Here is a 17,217-nt window from a genome sequence, read left to right as displayed (position 1 = left end):
ACGCCAATGCCCGCGCCAAGCAATACGTTCAAGGCCGCGCTGAGGGCGGGAACCCCTTTGATCGGGTGTTGGGTTGGGCTGGCCAATGCCTATACGGCCGAGATCGCCGCAACGGCGCAGTTTGACTGGCTGCTGGTTGACGGAGAGCATGCACCAAACGATCTGCGCTCGATCCTCGAGCAGGTGAGGGTGATTGAAGGGTCTGGCAGCACCCCCGTCGCACGCCTGCCGATTGGCGAAACCTGGATGATCAAGCAATATCTCGATGCCGGTGTGCAGAACATACTGGTGCCGATGGTGGAAAGCGGCGATCAGGCGCGCGAACTGGTGCGGGCCGTGCAGTATCCGCCTCGTGGCGTTCGGGGCGTAGGTTCCGCCTTGGCGCGGGCCTCGCGTTTTGCGGCTATCCCGGATTATCTGAAAACGGCGGACGAGCAGATCTGTCTTTTGGTGCAGGTCGAAAACAGGCTTGGGCTGGAGGCGCTGGACGACATACTGGCGACCGAAGTCGATGGGGTTTTCGTCGGCCCGTCGGATTTGGCCGCAGATATGGGCCATATCGGCGATGCCGGGCATCCGGACGTGATCGAGGCCGTGCTTGATGCGATCCAGCGCATCGTTGCGGCAGGCAAGCCGGCAGGGATACTGTCGCTGGACCCGGTCATGCAGCGAAAATGCCTGGATCTGGGGGCAACATTCGTGGCCACGGACATCGATGTGACCCTGTTCGCCAAGGCAATCCGGGCCGCTGCCGCTGATGGGCTCAGCCTGCTGCCCGATCAGGTGGCTTCGGGAACCGCGCAGACAGGCGCGGCGTCGAAATACCTGCAACAGCTTTGCAAACACTGGTCCCACAAGGCGCAGGTAACATTCGATGACACGCGGGGCAGCGTGAGCTTTCCGGACGGGAACCGCGTCACCCTTTCGGCAAGCGACACCAGCCTGACCGTAACCGCCGCCACCCGGGCGCGCGGTGATCTGGACCGATGGCAACAGGTCATCGAGGCTCATCTGGTGCGTTTTGCGTTTCGGGAAGCGTTCCGCATTGACTGGTCAGGATGAGGAAAACGCGTTGCGGCCCTGAAGATGGCTCTGTGGCAGCGGGACAAAGGCAGGCATACCTGCGTTGGATTTCGAACGGTTTTGCCCGAAAGGCCTCAGCTAGAGCTTGTGGATACCATGGACGGTCAGAGTGCTGACCAGATCAGCATAGTCTTCGCGGGCCTTGGGCCCTGCTCCGCTGTTCCACATGTAATACCAGTTCAGCATCCCAAAAACTGACATCGTGGCGCCGCGCAGCTTGTCCTTGTCATCGTTGAAGGCTGTCGGGGCCAGCTCTTTCAGGATGTCGCGCACAAAATTCACCAATTCCAGCTGATACCCGCGCAGAAGTTTCTGCTGTTCCTCGGTCAATGCGCTCATGCCGCTGATCTGCACCCGGTGTTCGTCATCTGCGCCTTGGTAGGCAAACAGGATTTCGCGTACCGCTTTCCGCAGCTTCTGTTCAGACGTGAGACCGTTCAGATCCACATTGCAGATACGGTCGCGCAGCTCGCGCAGGTAGGTTTCAAGGATGTCATACAAGATGGCATCCTTGCTGTCGTAATAGTGGTAGATGTTTGCCTTGGAAATCCCGCACTCATTTGCCAACAGGGTCATCGAGGCGCGATCGAACCCTTGGTCGGCGAACACTTTGGCTGCCGTCTTCAGGATCTGCTTCCGCTTCTGGTCGTGATCTTTGGCGATTGTACGGGCCACGGTTTATTCCTTATCGCGATTGTCGACGACGCGCTTCGCCTTGCCCTGAGAGCGTTCGACGTCGCCGGGGTCACCTACAACAATTTCCGTTGAGACGCCAACGACGTCCTTGATCCGCTTGGTCAGCATCCGTGCTGCGGCCGTCTTGGACAGTTCGTCGGTGGAATCCGGGGAGGATTCAACATAAACCCGCATGGCGTCCATGCGGCCGGATTTGTACAGCTCGATCTGATAATAAGGGGCAAGGCCCCCCGTCGCCATGACCTGTTCTTCGATCTGGCTGGGAAAGACGTTGACGCCGCGCAGGATCATCATGTCGTCGCTGCGACCGGTGATCTTGGCCATCCGGCGCATGGACCGTGCAGTTCCCGGCAGCAGGCAGGTCAGGTCGCGGGTGCGATAGCGGATCATCGGCAACCCTTCCTTGGTCAGGGTCGTGAACACCAACTCGCCGGTTTCGCCATCGGGCAGGACCTCTCCGGTTGCGGGATCAATGATTTCAGGCAGGAAGTGATCTTCCCAGATCACCGGGCCGTCCTTGGTTTCAACGCATTCATTGGCCACCCCGGGCCCCATGATTTCGGACAGGCCGTAGATGTCGACCGCGTGCATATCAAACGCTTCTTCGACTTCGGCGCGCATGGCGTCAGTCCAGGGCTCAGCACCGAACACGCCAACCTTCAGCGAGCTTTCACGCGGGTCGAGCCCGGCCTTGTGGAACTGTTCAAGGATATTGAGCATATAGGACGGCGTCACCATGATCCCGTCGGGCTGGAAGTCGTTGATCAGGTTGACTTGCTTTTCGGTCTGCCCGCCGGACATGGGGACGACGGTCGCGCCAAGCCGCTCGATCCCGTAATGTGCGCCAAGACCGCCGGTGAACAACCCGTAACCATAGGCATTGTGCACCATGTCTCCCTTGCGCAATCCCGATGCACGCAGGGACCTTGCGCCCAGATCCGCCCAATTGTCGATGTCGTTTTTCGTATAGCCCACCACCGTCGGCTTGCCAGTCGTACCGGACGAGGCGTGCAGACGAATGATCTGGCTGCGTGGAACGGCGAACAGGCCGAACGGATAGTTGTCACGCAGATCATTTTTGTACGTGAACGGAAACTTCGCCAGATCCGAGAGCTGCTGAAGATCGTCAGGATGCACACCGGATTCGTCGAACCGTTGCTTGTACATCGGCACGTTCTCATAGGCGTGGCGAACGGACCATTTGAGCCGTTCAAGCTGCGTCGCACGGATTTCGTCGATCGAGGCGATCTCGATCGGGTCCAGATCCGCTTTGTTTGGGGAAAGATCTTCCATCGCGTCACTCCTCCAGTCGCGAAGCTATTCCTGAAAATTCTGCCCGCCGACCGCGCGGGACATTCCGCGAAACTCGGCGATCAGGGTGTTGTCTTGATTGGTGACGCGGACGTCATAGATGCCACTGCGGCCGGTGACGGCAACCTCTGTCGCGGTTGCGGTCAGGAGGTCCCCCTTTTTCCCGGGCGCGAGATAGCTCATCATCGTATGCTGGCCGACGGTTGCCACGTTGCGACTGTTGCAGGCGAAGGCAAAGGCGCTGTCGGCCAGGGCATGAGTGACGCCCCCGTGGCAAATGCCGTGCCCGTTGCAGTGATGGTCCCCGACTGTCAGGGTCAGGACTGCACGGCCTTCGTCGACGTCGACCAGATCCATCCCGAACCATTTGCTGGCTTGGTCATTCGCCCACATCGCTTCAGCGGATCTCGTGGCACGTTCCTTGGGTGTCATCATCAGCGTCCCTGGAAATTCGGTGCCCGCTTTTCAAGAAAACTGGATACGCCTTCGGCGTAATCCGCGCTTTCCCCGCAGGTCTTCATTGCGTCCGCTTCGATCTCGAGCTGATCCGAGAGGGACGTGGTGGCAGCAGTTTGAATGCACTGTTTGGTCAGCCCGAGCCCGAGGGTGGGGCCGTTTGCCAATTGCGCGGCAAGCGCGCGCGCTTCGGTCATCAATTGATCGTCGGCCACTGCCTTCCAGATCAGCCCCCAATCTTCGGCTTGTTTGGCCGGAAGGGGTTGGGCTGTCAGGGCCAGCCCCTTGGCGCGCGCCTCGCCCAACAGGCGCGGCAAGTGCCAGCTGCCGCCCGTGTCGGGAATCAGGCCCACCTTGGAAAAGCTCTGAATGAATTTCGCACGTTCCGCGGCCAGAACCATATCACAGGCCAGCGCCAGATTTGCACCTGCACCGGCGGCTACTCCGTTCACGGCGCAGATCACCGGGATATTCATCGACCGGATCAAACGGACAAGAGGGGCATAGAACGTGCGTACCGTCTTGCTTAAATCCGGTGGGCCATCCATCTTCGACGGGTCGCGATCACCGAGGTCCTGACCGGCACAAAAGCCACGCCCGGCACCGGTCAGCAATATCGCGCGGGCCCCGTCGTCGTGCGCGGCTTTCAGCGCATTCTGTAGCGCCAGGTGCATTTCTTCGTTGAACGAATTCAGCTTGTCCGGGCGGTTCAGGGTGATTTCGACCCAGTTCCCGTTGTCTTGTACAAGAATCGTATCGCTCATGACTGTCTCATCTGGTCTCGTTTCAACTTAATCATTGCATTAACCGAACGGTTGGTCAATATATAAACCCGAACCGAATCTGAACCGATCAAAGGGATTGCAAATGTCGCAGTCGTCGCTGGTTAGCGTTGAATTTAAAGGCGACGTGGCGTGGGTCACAATTGACAACCCGCCGGTAAACGCGACGTCGACAGGTGTTCGGCAAGGGCTGTCTGACGCGGTTGATGCGGTCAAGGGCGCGCGCGTGGCGGTGTTGTGTTGTGCTGGAAAGACCTTTGTTGCGGGCGGCGACATGTCCGAATTCGATGCACCGCCGGTCGAGCCACATTTGCCTGACGTGGTTCAGAAAATCGAAGACAGCGTGGTTCCGTTCATAGCCTGCATGCATGGCAACGTGCTGGGTGGCGGGTTCGAGATCGCCATGGCCTGTGCGTGGCGGATCGCAGCGCCGGGAACGGGTTTTGGCCTGCCGGAAGTCAATGTGGGCTTGATCCCCGGGGCAGGGGGCACTCAACGATTGCCGCGTCTGGTCGGGATGCAGGCTGCAATTGACATGGCCTGTTCGGGCAAAATTCTCAGGGCAGAGACACTGGCCGAGCTTGGCGGTGTCGACCTTGTCGCCGAAGACCCCAAGGCTGCTGTTCTGGACTTGGTAGCGGATCTGCCCGAACGCCCAATACCTGTCAGCCAGCGTGCTGTGGCGGAATTTGCGCCGGATCTGTTGGAGGCGAGCCGCCAGGCTTTGAAGAAACGCGCCAGGGGGCAGAAATCGCCGCTGGAAAACCTGACGGCGCTTGGTTGGTCGGTTGAGCCATTTGCCACCGCACAACCGAAAGAGCGCGCGCGCCATCTGGAGTTGCGCCAAAGCCCGGAAAGCCGCGCTTTGCGTTACGCGTTTTTTGCTGAACGTACCGTGTCCAAACCTTCGTTGATCAAAGACGTGGCCGCCCGTGACATAACACGGATCGCCGTTGTCGGAGGGGGATTGATGGGGGCGGGGATCGCAACTGCGGCCCTGAACGGCGGGCTGTCCGTGACGTTGATCGAGCGAGACGCTGACGCCGCGGCCGCAGCACACACTCGGGTCGAGGGTCTGCTGCAAGGCGCAGTCACCAGGGGCAAGATGTCCGAGGCGCAGCTTCGGGATCGTCTTGCCGCGTTTCGTGCGGTGAACAGCTATGCTGACGCTGCGGATGCTGAACTGGCGATCGAGGCCGTTTTTGAAGACCTGTCCGTCAAGCAGCAGGTCTTTGACGAGCTGGCCAGGCATATGAGCAGCGACGCGATTTTGGCCACCAATACGTCCTATCTGAATCCGCGCGAGATTTTCGCGGGCATCGGCAATCAGGCCCGATGCATCGGCTTGCATTTCTTTAGTCCGGCACATGTCATGAAGCTGCTCGAGGTCGTGCGTACTCCGCAAACGTCTCCCGAGGTTGTCGCAACCGGCTTCGCGCTTGGCAAAAAGCTTCGCAAGGTTTCGGTGCTGTCGGGTATCTGCGATGGGTTCATTGGCAACCGCATGTTGGCAGCCTATCGGCGCGCGGCCGATTATCTGCTGGCAGATGGGGCGCTTCCCTATCAGGTGGACCATGCAATGCGGGCGTTCGGGATGCCCATGGGGCCTTATGAGCTTCAGGACCTGACCGGTCTTCAAATTGCCTGGGCGAACCGCAAACGCAATGCAGCAAACCGCGACCCGAACGAACGCTATGTCACCATCGCAGACCAGCTGTGCGAGATGGAGCGTTTCGGCCAGCGTACCGGCAAAGGGTGGTATCGCTACGAAGAAGGCAGTCGCGCCCCGGTTCGGGATTCCGAAGTTGAGGCATTGATCGAAGCCTATTCTGACCAGCAGGGCATCACCCGGCGGGCTTTTTCGGACGAGGATATCTCTTCAAGACTGCTGGCGGTTCTGGCCAACGAGGGCGCTTTGATCATTGAAGAAGGGATCGCGGAAAACGCAGAAGCCGTCGATATGGTTCAAATCCATGGATACGGCTTCCCGCGCTGGAGAGGAGGTCCGATGAACTATTGCAACGAAATCGGCGTCAGCCGGTGCGCCGCAAATATGCTAACCGTAGCGAAAGAAAGCCCCGGTTCGTGGCGTGTCGCGGACCGATCCGAAAACTATTAACATGTTGATGGTTACAAAAGTGACCATTAACGCATTCTCGAGTCATGTTTCACAGGGAGGAGACAAAACCATGAAGTTCACCAAGTTGAGCACTCTTTTGGCCTCGGCCGCGCTGGCCGTTTCGGGCACAGTGGCGCTGGCGGCGGATTATACGCTGACGATTTCCAGCTGGGCACCGCCGACCCACGGCATCAACGCGAAGATGTGGCCGAAATTCGTGGAAATGGTCGAAGAGGCCACCGACGGCAAAGTCACTGCTGAACTGAAGCTGGGAATTGCCCCGCCGCCGGCGCAGATGGACCTGATCATGGATGGCGCAGCCGATGCGTCGATCATCTTTCATGGATACCAGCCCGGTCGTTTCGTCACCACCAAGATGATCGAGCTGCCCGGATATGAGGGCTCGGCCGAAGCGGCCTCGGTCGCGTATTGGCGTACATACGACAAGTATCTCAAGGCGGCGGACGAACATCGCGGTGTGAAGGTGATCGCCCTGCACACCCATGGCCCGGCGCAGCTTCACTCCAGCAGCCCCGTGACCAAGCTTGACGAGGTATCGGGCCTCAAGGTCCGTATCCCGGGTGGTGTCGGCGGAGATGTAGGCACGGCGCTGGGCGCAACTGGAATCCAGGTGCCTGCGCCGAAAGTATACGAGACACTCGCGTCGAAAGCTGCTGATGGTGTCGTCATGCCGTTTGAATCCCGCAAGGGTTTCAAGCTGACCGAAGTTGCGCAAAACGTGTATGAAGTTCCGGGTGGCCTGTATCGCGGATCATTTGCGTTCATCATGAACGAAGACACGTTTGCGGATCTTCCCGCCGATGTGCAGGCCGCTTTGGAAGAAAAGGTGTTCGGTGAACCGCTGAGCCGCGAAATCGGTAAAATCTGGGATGAGATCGACGCGATCGGCCGTGAGGCGACCGTACAGACCGAAGGCAACGCGATCAATGCAGCCTCTGCTGAAGATCTGGAAAAGTTCAATGCGATCGCTACCGATGTGCGCACCAAGGTCATCGAAGAGGTCAATGGCACCGGTGTCGATGCGCAGGCCGCTTATGACATGATCGTAAACGAAATGGCTGCTCAGTAACGCAGCCCGGCTGGCGGGGTTGAACCGCCAGCCATCTACACCCGTTGGGGGCCAATCATGCAATCTATCGTGACCTTCGCGCGTCGCGTCAGTATCATTCCGACGGTGCTGGCCTGTGTGGCGCTGTTTATCCTGATGGTGATGACCTTTTTTGACGTCATCCTGCGCTCAGTCTTCAATGCTCCGATCGAGGCGGCAACCGAACTGACGCGGATTCTGATGGCGATCCTTGTGTTCTCGGTCCTGCCGATGATCTCGGCAGGGAAGGGGCAAATCGCGGTTGACCTGACCGATGGAATTTTTTCCCGCCTGCGGCTGAGCAGGGCGCGCGATGCGATTGTCTATCTGGTGTCCGGCATCATGCTGATCTGGCCGATTCAGCGCGTCTGGGTTCTGGCTGAACGTGCACGGGATTACGGCGACGTCACCGAATACCTGTCGATCCCTGTCTTCTATGTGGGTTGGTTCATCGCCGCCTTCACTGCGATCACGGCCGTTGCGATGTTCATCACCGGTCTTTTGTACATTTTTGCCCCCCAAACCTTGTCGGAGCACGCCTGATGACTGCCGCACTGATCGGTTTCGCCCTTGTCCTGGTTCTTGTGTTGGTACGCTTGCCCATCGTGTTTGCGATGGGCCTCGTGGGGACGCTTGGGTTCGCATATGAGCGCGGTGGCAGCATCCTGTCCGAGCGCGGACTGAAGGCCGCCATGTCAATGGTGGGGCGCCAGATTACGGACACGGCACAGGATTACGGCCTGTCGGTCGTGCCACTGTTCATCCTCATGGGCCTGTTCGTGAACAAGGGCGGGCTCGCGCGCGAATTATACGCGGTTTCAAACGCCTTCCTGGGCCACTTCCGAGGCGGTATCGCCATGGCGACGGTTGCGGCGTGCGGCGGCTTTTCGGCCATTTGCGGTTCCTCGCTGGCAACGGCTGCGACCATGTCCAAAGTCGCGATGCCGGAAATGCGTCGCTATGGGTACGCGGATGAGCTTTCAACGGCGTCGATTGCCGCCGGCGGCACGCTGGGTATCCTGATCCCACCGTCGGTCATTTTGGTGATCTACGGCCTGCTGACCGAAACATCGATCGGCAAACTTTTCGTTGCTGGCATCATCCCCGGTGTACTTGGTATCCTCTTCTATCTGTTCGCCGTGCGCTGGACTGTTTGGCGCAGGCCAGAATCCGGCCCCGCTGGTGAACGCCACGGCTGGGGCGAACGCCTGTCGGCCCTGCGCTCGGTCTGGGCCGTATTGCTGTTGTTCTTCCTGGTGATCGGCGGTTTGTACGGAGTGTTCGATTTCTATCCACTGAACCTGACCTTCAGCCCGACCGAGGCTGCCGGTATGGGTGCCATGGGCGCATTCCTGATTGCTCTGTCGCGCGGTGGGCTGACCTTTGGTTCGACCTTTGAAGTGCTGAAGGAAACCAGTTTCACCGCGGCGGCGCTGTTCTCGGTTCTGATCGGGGCGCAGATCTTCTCGAATTTCATCAACCTGGCTGGTCTGCCCGAAGCGCTGATCGCCCTGGTCACCGCATATGAGGTGGAACCCTTCGTCGTGATCCTGATGATCCTCGGGATCTACATCATTCTGGGATGCGTCTTTGAATCGCTGTCGATGCTGTTGCTGACGGTGCCGATCTTTTTCCCGTTGGTCACCTCATTGGGATATGATCCGATCTGGTTCGGCATCGTCGTCGTCGTCGTGACCGAGATCAGTTTGATCACGCCGCCCGTGGGTCTGAACGTGTTCATTCTGAAAGGCGTGGTCGGGGACGTATCGACCGGAACAATCTTCAAAGGAGTCACACCGTTCTGGGTGGCAGACATCTTCCGTCTGGCCTTGATCGTTCTGGTGCCGTGGCTGGTTCTGGTCCTTCCCGAACAAATGGGAGCGATGGGTCACTGATGTTCTCTCTGACTGCGCTTCCGGACGGGTTTCATGCGGATCCCTATCCAACCTACGCCGTGTTGCGCGAAGACACGCCCGTCTGCTGGCAGCCCGACGGGTCGGTGATCCTGTCGCGGTACGACGACCTGGACCTGGTGTACCGGGATACGGAGCGTTTCATATCGGACAAAAAGGCGGTTTTCGGCCCCAAATACGGTATCGACAGCCCGCTTTACGAACACCATACCACCAGCCTTGTGTTCAACGATCCGCCCCTGCATACCCGCGTCCGCAAGGTCATGGTTGGCGCGATGAACCCACGGGCGCTGGCGCAGATGGAACCGGGCCTGATTCAACTTGTCGATGGGCTGCTGGACGAGATGCAGGCCAAGGGCTCGGTAGAGTTGATCGAGGATTTCGCCGGTGCCATCCCGATCGAGATCATCGGCAACCTGCTTGGCATTCCCCGATCAGAGCGCGGGCCTTTGCGGGATTGGTCTCTGGCCATACTGGGCGCTTTGGAGCCTCAGTTGACGCCCGAGCAGGAAGAGTGGGGCAACCGTTCGGTATCTGATTTCAAGGACTATCTTCGGCATGTCATCGAAGATCGCCGGGCCAACCCCGGAGATCCTGCGACGGATGTCCTGACACGGTTGATGCAGGATGACACCGATGGTGGTCTGACCGAGGTCGAGCTGTACCAGAACTGCATTTTCATTCTGAATGCAGGGCACGAGACCACCACCAACCTGATCGGCAACGCATTGGAACTTTTGGAACGGCACCGCGACAAACGGGCCGAACTGCTGGCCAATCCGGATCTGATCAACACGGCAGTGGACGAGTTTCTGCGGCTGGAAAGCCCAAATCAGTTTGGCAATCGTCTGACCACCGAAGATGTGACGTTCCATGGTCAGACCATTCCGGCAGGTACAGACGTTCACCTGTGCATCGGCGCCGCGAATCGCGATCCGCGGCAGTTTGAACAACCTGATGAGGTTGTATTGGATCGACGTCCCAACAAGCATCATGCGTTTGCCGGAGGCCCCCACACCTGCGTTGGCCTGACCCTGGCGCGTATGGAGGGTCGCGTGGCCGTCGGACGGTTTCTGGCGCGATTCCCGACCTATCGCATCACAGACGGTGCTGAACGGGGCGGACGCATTCGGTTTCGGGGTTTCGCGCGACTGCCAGCGCAAGTCTGAGATGTACGGTTCGAGTTGCCAATTCGCCAATTTATTGACCGACCGTACGGTTTATATTATGGTTTCGTGAGACGGGCATACGGCTGCGCGAAGATCACACAACAGATGAGGAGACGCTCATGACAATCCAACAGATTTCCAGCTTCGCGGCCGGTGAATGGGTTTCGCCCGGTGCGGGTGCCCGCAATATTGCAAGCGCAGTCACCGGCGAGGTAATCGCCTCGGCCGGCAATAGCGCGTTGGATGTGCAGGGGATGCTGGACTATGCGCGCGATGTCGGCGGGCCGGCGTTGCGGAAGATGACGTTTCATGAGCGGGCCAAGATGCTCAAGGCGTTGTCCATTCATTTGGGTCAGCACAAACAGGCAATGTATGACCTGTCTTTCAGCACGGGTGCCACCCAGTCCGACCACTTGATCGACATTGACGGCGGCATCGGCACGATGTTCGTCTTCGCTTCGAAAGGTCGGCGCGAGATGCCGGACGGACATGTCTACCTGGACGGTGAGGTCGAGCAGCTGTCCCGCAACGGCACCTTCCTGGGGCAGCACATCTGCACCCCGTTGCACGGTGTGGCGGTTCACATCAATGCGTTCAACTTTCCTGTCTGGGGGATGCTGGAAAAGCTGGCTCCAACCCTTCTGGCGGGCGTTCCGGCCATCGTAAAGCCGGCAACGAACTCGTGCTACGTCACCGAACTATGCGTCCGGCTGATGCTGGACTCCGGCATTTTGCCTGCGGGCGCGTTGCAGCTGGTTTCGGGTGGTCTGGGTGATATGCTGGACCGTCTGACCATGCAGGACGTGGTCAGCTTCACCGGATCTGCTGACACGGCCTCAAAACTGCGTTCCAACCCGGTGATCCTGGAGAATTCAGTTCGTTTCGTGGCCGAGCAGGACAGTCTGAACTGCTCGATACTGGGCCCTGATGCCGAGCCCGGAACGCCGGAATTCGACCTTTTCGTCAAGGAAGTCCAGCGCGAGATGACCACGAAGGCTGGGCAGAAATGTACCGCAATCCGCCGGATCATGGCCCCAGAGCCTCTGGTGCAGGCGGTGATCGAAGCCCTGTCCGCGAGGCTGGCCAAAACGGTCATCGGCGACCCTAGGCTGGAAACCACACGCATGGGCGCGTTGGTTTCGAACGGTCAGAAACGCGATGTTCTGGAAAAGGCGGCAATCATCGGGCAGGAAGCTGAACGCGTTTTCGGCAACCCTGACGATTTTGTGGTTGATGGGGCGGATGCCGAGAAAGGCGCGTTCCTGCCGCCGATGTTGTACCATTGTGCCAATCCGGATGCGGCCCGGCGTGTCCACGACACCGAGGCTTTTGGCCCTGTCAGCACTGTGATGGGCTATCGCGATCTCGACCATGCGATCGAACTGGCAAATCGCGGACAGGGGTCGCTGGTGGCATCGGTCATAACCCGTGACGCCGATGTGGCACGGCACGTTGCCCTGGGGGCAGGGGCGTATCATGGGCGCATGTACTTCAACAATCGCGACTCGATGAAGGAATCCACCGGCCACGGCTCTCCGCTGCCGCATATGGTTCACGGCGGACCGGGACGCGCTGGTGGCGGCGAAGAGATGGGCGGCGTGCGTGGCGTCAAGCATTACATGCAGAGAACAGCCATTCAGGGATCGCCTGATCTGCTGACCGCAATCGGGAACAAATGGGTTCCCGGCGCGACCGAGGTCGAAGGGCCGGCCCATCCGTTCACGCGCCGGTTCCACGACCTGGCGATTGGCGAGACCCTCCACACGGCGCCCCGTACAATCACGATGGAAGACATCGAACACTTTGCCAATTTCACCGGCGATACGTTCTACGCGCATATGGATCAGGCAGCGGCGGAACGGAACCCGTTCTTCCCGGGCCGTGTGGCCCATGGGTACCTGCTTTTGTCATTTGCAGCCGGATTGTTTGTTGAACCCAACGAAGGCCCGGTTCTGGCAAACACGGGTCTTGACGGGTTGCGATTCATGAAGCCCGTCGAGGCGGGAGACACCATCAAGGTGCGGTTGACGGTCAAGGCCAAGACCAAGCGGAACGAAGAATACGGCGAAGTCCGCTGGCATGTCACCCTGACCCAGCAGGATGATGAAATGGTTGCGGAATACGAGCTGTTGACGATGGTCGCCTACTAGGCTTGGTGCCTATTGAACTCGGCAGGTCAGCGGGTTCACGGGTCGAAAAACGATCTGTGAACCCTGATCCCAGCGCCCGTTGAACATGCACCTCAACCTGAGTTCGCAGATTGGCCGGGCGCGTTCCATCAGGGCGGAAAAACTGCGGTCTTCTTTACCGTTCCATAAACAAAGCTTGTGTCGATCGATGCAATCCCACCGATCGGGTGAATTCTGTTTCGAATGAACTCCTCATATGACTCGAGATCCGATACCAGCACCCGCAACTGGTAGTCCATTGCCCCGGTCAGCACGTGGCATTCAAGAACTTCGTCGATCATCCGAACGCGTTTTTCTAAATTCTGAACGTCCGTTTCATTGTGCCGCTCCAACCGGATCCGCACAAAAACGGTAATGCCTATGCCGTATGCCGCAGCGTCCACATCTGCGCTGTAACCCTTTATGACCCCGCGCGCTTCGAGGTTCTTGACCCGGCGCAGACACGGCGATGGAGACAGGTTCACCTCGTCGGCAAGATCCTGGTTCGTCATGCGCCCGTCCTTTTGCAGCGCCCGAATGATCTGTCTGTCTTTATCGTCCATTTCAACCTCAACCTTGGCAGAATCTGCCAATATGGATCGCGCTCTTGGTACTATTTGCAAGCAAAAGCCCAAAGTAAAGGCGTAAACTGGCGTCAGCTTGAAACAGGAGCTTGCAATGACTCGTTCAACCGGATTTGCCACCCGCGCCATTCACCACGCTTACAACCCTTTGGAAAATGACGGCGCCCTTACCCCACCGCTGCATTTGACGTCCACGTTTGCCTTCGAATCCGCAGAGGCTGGTGGAGAGATGTTCGCCGGTGAACGCGCAGGTCATATCTACAGCCGAATTTCGAACCCCACATGTGACCTTCTGGAACAACGCATTGCGGTGCTTGAAGGGGCCGAGGCCGGACTGGCCTTGTCCAGCGGCATGGGGGCGATAACGGCAGTGCTTTGGACTCTGCTGTCGCCAGGGGACGAAGTCATCGTGGACAAAACACTCTATGGCTGCACCTTCGCCTTCATGCGCCACGGTCTGGCGAAATGGGGGGTCACGATCACCCATGTCGACATGACGGACCCCGAGAACCTGAAAGCGGCGCTTTCTGACAAAACCCGCGTTGTCTATTTCGAAACTCCGGCCAACCCGAACATGCGCCTTGTGGACATTGCCGCCAGCGCCGAGATCGCGCATTCGGTCGGTGCAACGGTTGTCGTCGACAACACCTATGCCAGCCCCTATCTGACCCGCCCGATCGAGCACGGGGCGGATATCGTTCTGCATTCCGCCACCAAATATCTTGGCGGACATGGCGATGTGGTCGCCGGTCTGGTTGTTGGCACCGCCGAACAGATTGCCGAAATCCGCCTGGTCGGAATGAAGGATATGACCGGTGCGGTCATGGCCCCTTTCAACGCGATGCTGATCCTGCGCGGACTGAAAACACTGAACCTGCGTCTGGATCGTCACTGTGCCTCCGCCAGGGTCGTTGCAGATTTCCTCGAGGCCCATCCCGCCGTCGGCGAGGTTTGTTTCCCCGGGCTGAAAAGCTTTGCCCAGCATGATGTCGCACAGCGGCAAATGTCCCAACCCGGCGCCATGATAGCGTTCGAGATCAAGTCCGGCCTGTCCGGTGGGATTGAATTCATGAACCGCCTCAACATGATCCAGCGCGCGGTGTCCTTGGGCGATGCCGAAACGCTGATCCAGCACCCCGCATCCATGACTCATTCGACCTATACTCCGGAGGAACGGGCCGAGCATGGGATCAGCGATGGTTTGATCCGTCTGTCTGTTGGGTTGGAGGACGTCGAAGATATCCTCGCCGACCTGGAGCAAGCTCTGCCCTATCCTGCCCGCAGCGCCGCCTGAATCCGGAGACCGCCATGCACATTGATCGCACCCAGTTGAAGATCGTCGAACAGCGCCTGCTATGGTTGTCGCATTGGATGATCCACCATGCCAACCACGTCCGGCCAAAGGTGGATGGGATCAAGGTTGGTGGCCATCAGGCATCGTCTGCTTCGATGGTGTCGATCATGACGGCGCTCTATTTTTCAGCCCTGCGCCCTGAAGACCGCGTAGCAGTCAAACCCCATGCCTCGCCGGTTTTTCATGCGATGCAGTATCTCATGGGCAATCAAACGCGCGAGAAGATGGAGAATTTCCGTGGTTTTGGCGGTGTGCAGAGCTATCCCAGCCGGACCAAGGATATCGACGACGTTGATTTCTCCACCGGCTCGGTGGGATTGGGTGTCGCGATCACCTCGTTTGCCTCGATCATTCAGGATTACATCAAGGCCAAAAGCTGGGGCTCGGATGCTCCGATGGGGCGGATGGTGGCCCTTGTTGGCGACGCCGAACTGGACGAAGGCAATGTGTACGAGGCTTTGCAGGAAGGCTGGAAGAACGACCTGCGCAACACGTGGTGGATCATAGACTACAACCGGCAATCCCTGGATGGTATCGTCCGTGAAGGGCTGTTCGAACGGATCGAGAAAATCTTCGATGCGTTCGGTTGGGATGTCGTGCGCGTGAAATATGGGGTTCTGCAACGCGCGGCCTTTGAAGAACCGGGTGGCGATCGCCTGCGCGACTGGATCGATGCGTGCCCCAACCAGGACTACTCGGCGTTGACTTTCATGGGTGGGGCGGTCTGGCGGCAGCGTCTCATGGACGATCTGGGGGATCAGGGGGATGTGACCGCCCTGATCGAACGGCGGACGGATGCGGAGCTGGCTGCGCTGATGGAAAACCTTGGCGGCAACTGCGTCGAGACCATGGCCCGAACATTTGCCGCCATCGATCACGATCGCCCGACCTGTTTCCTGGCCTACACCGTCAAAGGATGGGGCACCCCCATCGCGGGCCACAAGGACAATCACGGCGGGCTGATGAACAACAGCCAGTTCGCCGCGTGGCAGTCGCATATGGGCGTGCCTGAAGGCGAAGAATGGGAGCCGCTTGCGACAGTGCAGGACCAAGACACATTCAAGGATTTTCTGGCCAAGGCACCGTTCTTTGCCAAGGGTCCGCGCCGCTATTTCGATGACAAGCTGGATGTGCCACGGATCGAGGTCGACACCAGCCGCGAAATCTCGACCCAGATGGCGTTTGGCAAGATCCTTGACGATTTGTCAAAAGGTGATGGCCCGTTAGCCGAACGCATCGTGACAACCTCTCCGGATGTCACCGGCACGACGAACCTGGGGCCTTGGGTGAACAGGCGCAAGCTGTTTGCCCGATCCACGCAAGCCGACGCCTTCATCGAACACCGTATCCCTTCGACGGCGAAATGGGAATTCACGCCGGAAGGGCAGCATATCGAGCTTGGGATCGCCGAAATGAACCTGATGCTGCTTCTGGGTGCGGCGGGTCTGTCGCATTCCCTGTTCGGCAAGCGATTGATCCCGATCGGCACCGTATATGATCCCTTTGTCAGTCGCGGCCTCGATGCGCTGAACTATGCCTGCTATCAGGATGCACGCTTCATTCTCGTTGGTACGCCGTCGGGCGTCACGCTGGCGCCTGAAGGCGGCGCGCATCAATCCGTTGGTACCCCCCTGATCGGGATGAGCCAGGACGGGCTGGCCGCCTTTGAGCCCGCCTTTGCTGATGAACTGGCGGTAATCATGGAATGGGCCTTCGACTATCTGCAACGCGACGGTGAAGGACAACCGGACGAGCGCACATGGCTGCGCGATGAAACCGGCGGTTCCGTCTATCTGCGTCTGACGACCAACCCGATTGAACAGCCGGGCAAACGCGTGGATGACGAGTTTCGCCAAGGTGCCATAGACGGCGCCTATTGGTTGCGGAAACCTGGGCCGAATTGCGAAGTTGTAATCGCCTATCAGGGCGCCGTCGCGCCCGAGGCAATCAAGGCCACTGGCATGATTGGTGAAGGCCGTCGCGATGTCGGCGTATTGGCCGTGACGTCTGCGGATCGGCTGAATGCCGGTTGGACGGCTGCACAACGCGCGCGGTCGCGCGGCAACCCGGCCGCACTTTCCCACATCGAAACCCTGATGTCTGGCCTGCCGCGGCATTGCAATCTGGTCACCGTGATTGATGGGCATCCTGCAACATTGTCGTGGCTGGGCGCTGTACGTGGACATCAGACCATTCCGATGGGGGTCGAACATTTTGGCCAGACAGGAACGATCGGTGATCTCTATCGCCACCACTGCATTGATGCCGATGCCATCATCGAAAAAGTGAATGGTTTGACCCGTGGCAGAGTACTTCTTCGGGCGACAGGGGCTTGAGATTGGGTCAACAAGATCAGGAACGAACCCGCTCGGGCTCTGGTTTGACCCATGTCGCATCAACGACGGCCACGTCATCGAAATGATCGGCGCGATTGTGCGTGTCCGGGGCGGGTCTCCGACGTTCAAAGGCAGGTA

General features: G+C 58.9%; 14 protein-coding genes. 9 read left to right on the top strand and 5 right to left on the bottom strand.

The window, feature by feature from the left end; translation table 11 throughout:
- The first annotated feature begins 6 nt into the window (after positions 1-6).
- Complete coding sequence (locus tag NOR97_RS19515) at positions 7-1,062, top strand: aldolase/citrate lyase family protein (RefSeq protein ID WP_306980435.1); 1,056 nt, start codon at positions 7-9, stop codon at positions 1,060-1,062.
- Positions 1,063-1,161: 99 nt separating this feature from the next.
- On the opposite strand, the gene NOR97_RS19505 is transcribed toward NOR97_RS19515, so the two are convergent.
- From NOR97_RS19505 to paaG, 4 genes are read right to left on the bottom strand one after another with little or no spacing between them, the layout of a single operon-like run.
- The gene (locus NOR97_RS19505) at positions 1,162-1,758 is read right to left on the bottom strand and encodes a TetR/AcrR family transcriptional regulator (protein WP_257601136.1); all 597 of its coding nucleotides are present in this window, start codon (positions 1,756-1,758) and stop codon (positions 1,162-1,164) included.
- Between the two features lie 3 nt (positions 1,759-1,761).
- Entirely contained in the window at positions 1,762-3,072 is a 1,311-nt protein-coding gene (paaK, locus tag NOR97_RS19500; protein WP_170345178.1) for a phenylacetate--CoA ligase PaaK, read from the bottom strand.
- A gap of 24 nt (positions 3,073-3,096) precedes the next feature.
- Entirely contained in the window at positions 3,097-3,522 is a 426-nt protein-coding gene (gene paaI, locus NOR97_RS19495; RefSeq protein ID WP_170345375.1) for a hydroxyphenylacetyl-CoA thioesterase PaaI, read from the bottom strand.
- A 2-nt stretch (positions 3,523-3,524) separates the two neighbouring features.
- A complete protein-coding gene (gene paaG, locus NOR97_RS19490) occupies positions 3,525-4,310 on the bottom strand; it encodes a 2-(1,2-epoxy-1,2-dihydrophenyl)acetyl-CoA isomerase PaaG (protein WP_257601134.1) in 786 nt (261 codons plus the stop codon).
- Between the two features lie 103 nt (positions 4,311-4,413).
- Here paaG and NOR97_RS19485 point away from each other — a divergent pair, with 103 nt between their 5' ends.
- The 6 genes from NOR97_RS19485 (at position 4,414) to paaZ (ending at position 12,787) form a co-directional block, all read left to right on the top strand.
- On the top strand, positions 4,414-6,447 hold the full coding sequence (locus NOR97_RS19485) for an FAD-dependent oxidoreductase (RefSeq protein WP_257601133.1): 2,034 nt from the start codon (positions 4,414-4,416) through the stop codon (positions 6,445-6,447).
- 70 nt (positions 6,448-6,517) lie between these two features.
- Positions 6,518-7,537: a TRAP transporter substrate-binding protein gene (locus NOR97_RS19480; RefSeq protein ID WP_257601132.1), complete on the top strand. Its 1,020-nt coding sequence runs from the start codon at positions 6,518-6,520 to the stop codon at positions 7,535-7,537.
- 57 nt (positions 7,538-7,594) lie between these two features.
- Entirely contained in the window at positions 7,595-8,098 is a 504-nt protein-coding gene (locus NOR97_RS19475) for a TRAP transporter small permease (RefSeq protein ID WP_170345182.1), read from the top strand.
- Positions 8,098-9,450 (top strand): TRAP transporter large permease, encoded by a 1,353-nt coding sequence (locus NOR97_RS19470; protein ID WP_257601131.1) that lies wholly within the window; start codon positions 8,098-8,100, stop codon positions 9,448-9,450. The genes NOR97_RS19475 and NOR97_RS19470 overlap by 1 nt, the downstream gene beginning before the upstream one ends.
- Positions 9,450-10,637, top strand: a complete 1,188-nt coding sequence (locus NOR97_RS19465) for a cytochrome P450 (protein WP_257601130.1) — start codon at positions 9,450-9,452, stop codon at positions 10,635-10,637. The genes NOR97_RS19470 and NOR97_RS19465 overlap by 1 nt, the downstream gene beginning before the upstream one ends.
- 119 nt (positions 10,638-10,756) lie before the next feature.
- Positions 10,757-12,787, top strand: coding sequence for a phenylacetic acid degradation bifunctional protein PaaZ (paaZ, locus tag NOR97_RS19460; protein ID WP_257601129.1), 2,031 nt, complete (start codon positions 10,757-10,759; stop codon positions 12,785-12,787).
- 128 nt (positions 12,788-12,915) lie between these two features.
- Here paaZ and NOR97_RS19455 read toward each other — a convergent pair whose 3' ends face one another.
- The gene (locus NOR97_RS19455) at positions 12,916-13,368 is read right to left on the bottom strand and encodes an Lrp/AsnC family transcriptional regulator (RefSeq protein ID WP_257601128.1); all 453 of its coding nucleotides are present in this window, start codon (positions 13,366-13,368) and stop codon (positions 12,916-12,918) included.
- A gap of 115 nt (positions 13,369-13,483) precedes the next feature.
- Between NOR97_RS19455 and NOR97_RS19450 the strand changes: the two genes are divergently transcribed.
- The gene (locus NOR97_RS19450) at positions 13,484-14,683 is read left to right on the top strand and encodes a methionine gamma-lyase (RefSeq protein ID WP_257601127.1); all 1,200 of its coding nucleotides are present in this window, start codon (positions 13,484-13,486) and stop codon (positions 14,681-14,683) included.
- 14 nt (positions 14,684-14,697) lie between these two features.
- Positions 14,698-17,079: a 1-deoxy-D-xylulose-5-phosphate synthase N-terminal domain-containing protein gene (locus NOR97_RS19445; RefSeq protein WP_257601126.1), complete on the top strand. Its 2,382-nt coding sequence runs from the start codon at positions 14,698-14,700 to the stop codon at positions 17,077-17,079.
- Positions 17,080-17,217 lie beyond the last annotated feature (138 nt).

The sequence above is a fragment of the Ruegeria sp. YS9 genome, from assembly GCF_024628725.1.
GTDB classification, from domain to species: Bacteria; Pseudomonadota; Alphaproteobacteria; order Rhodobacterales; family Rhodobacteraceae; genus Ruegeria; species Ruegeria atlantica_C.
Note: the sequence above shows the minus strand (reverse complement) of the source record. Positions and strands in the feature narration are given on the sequence as shown.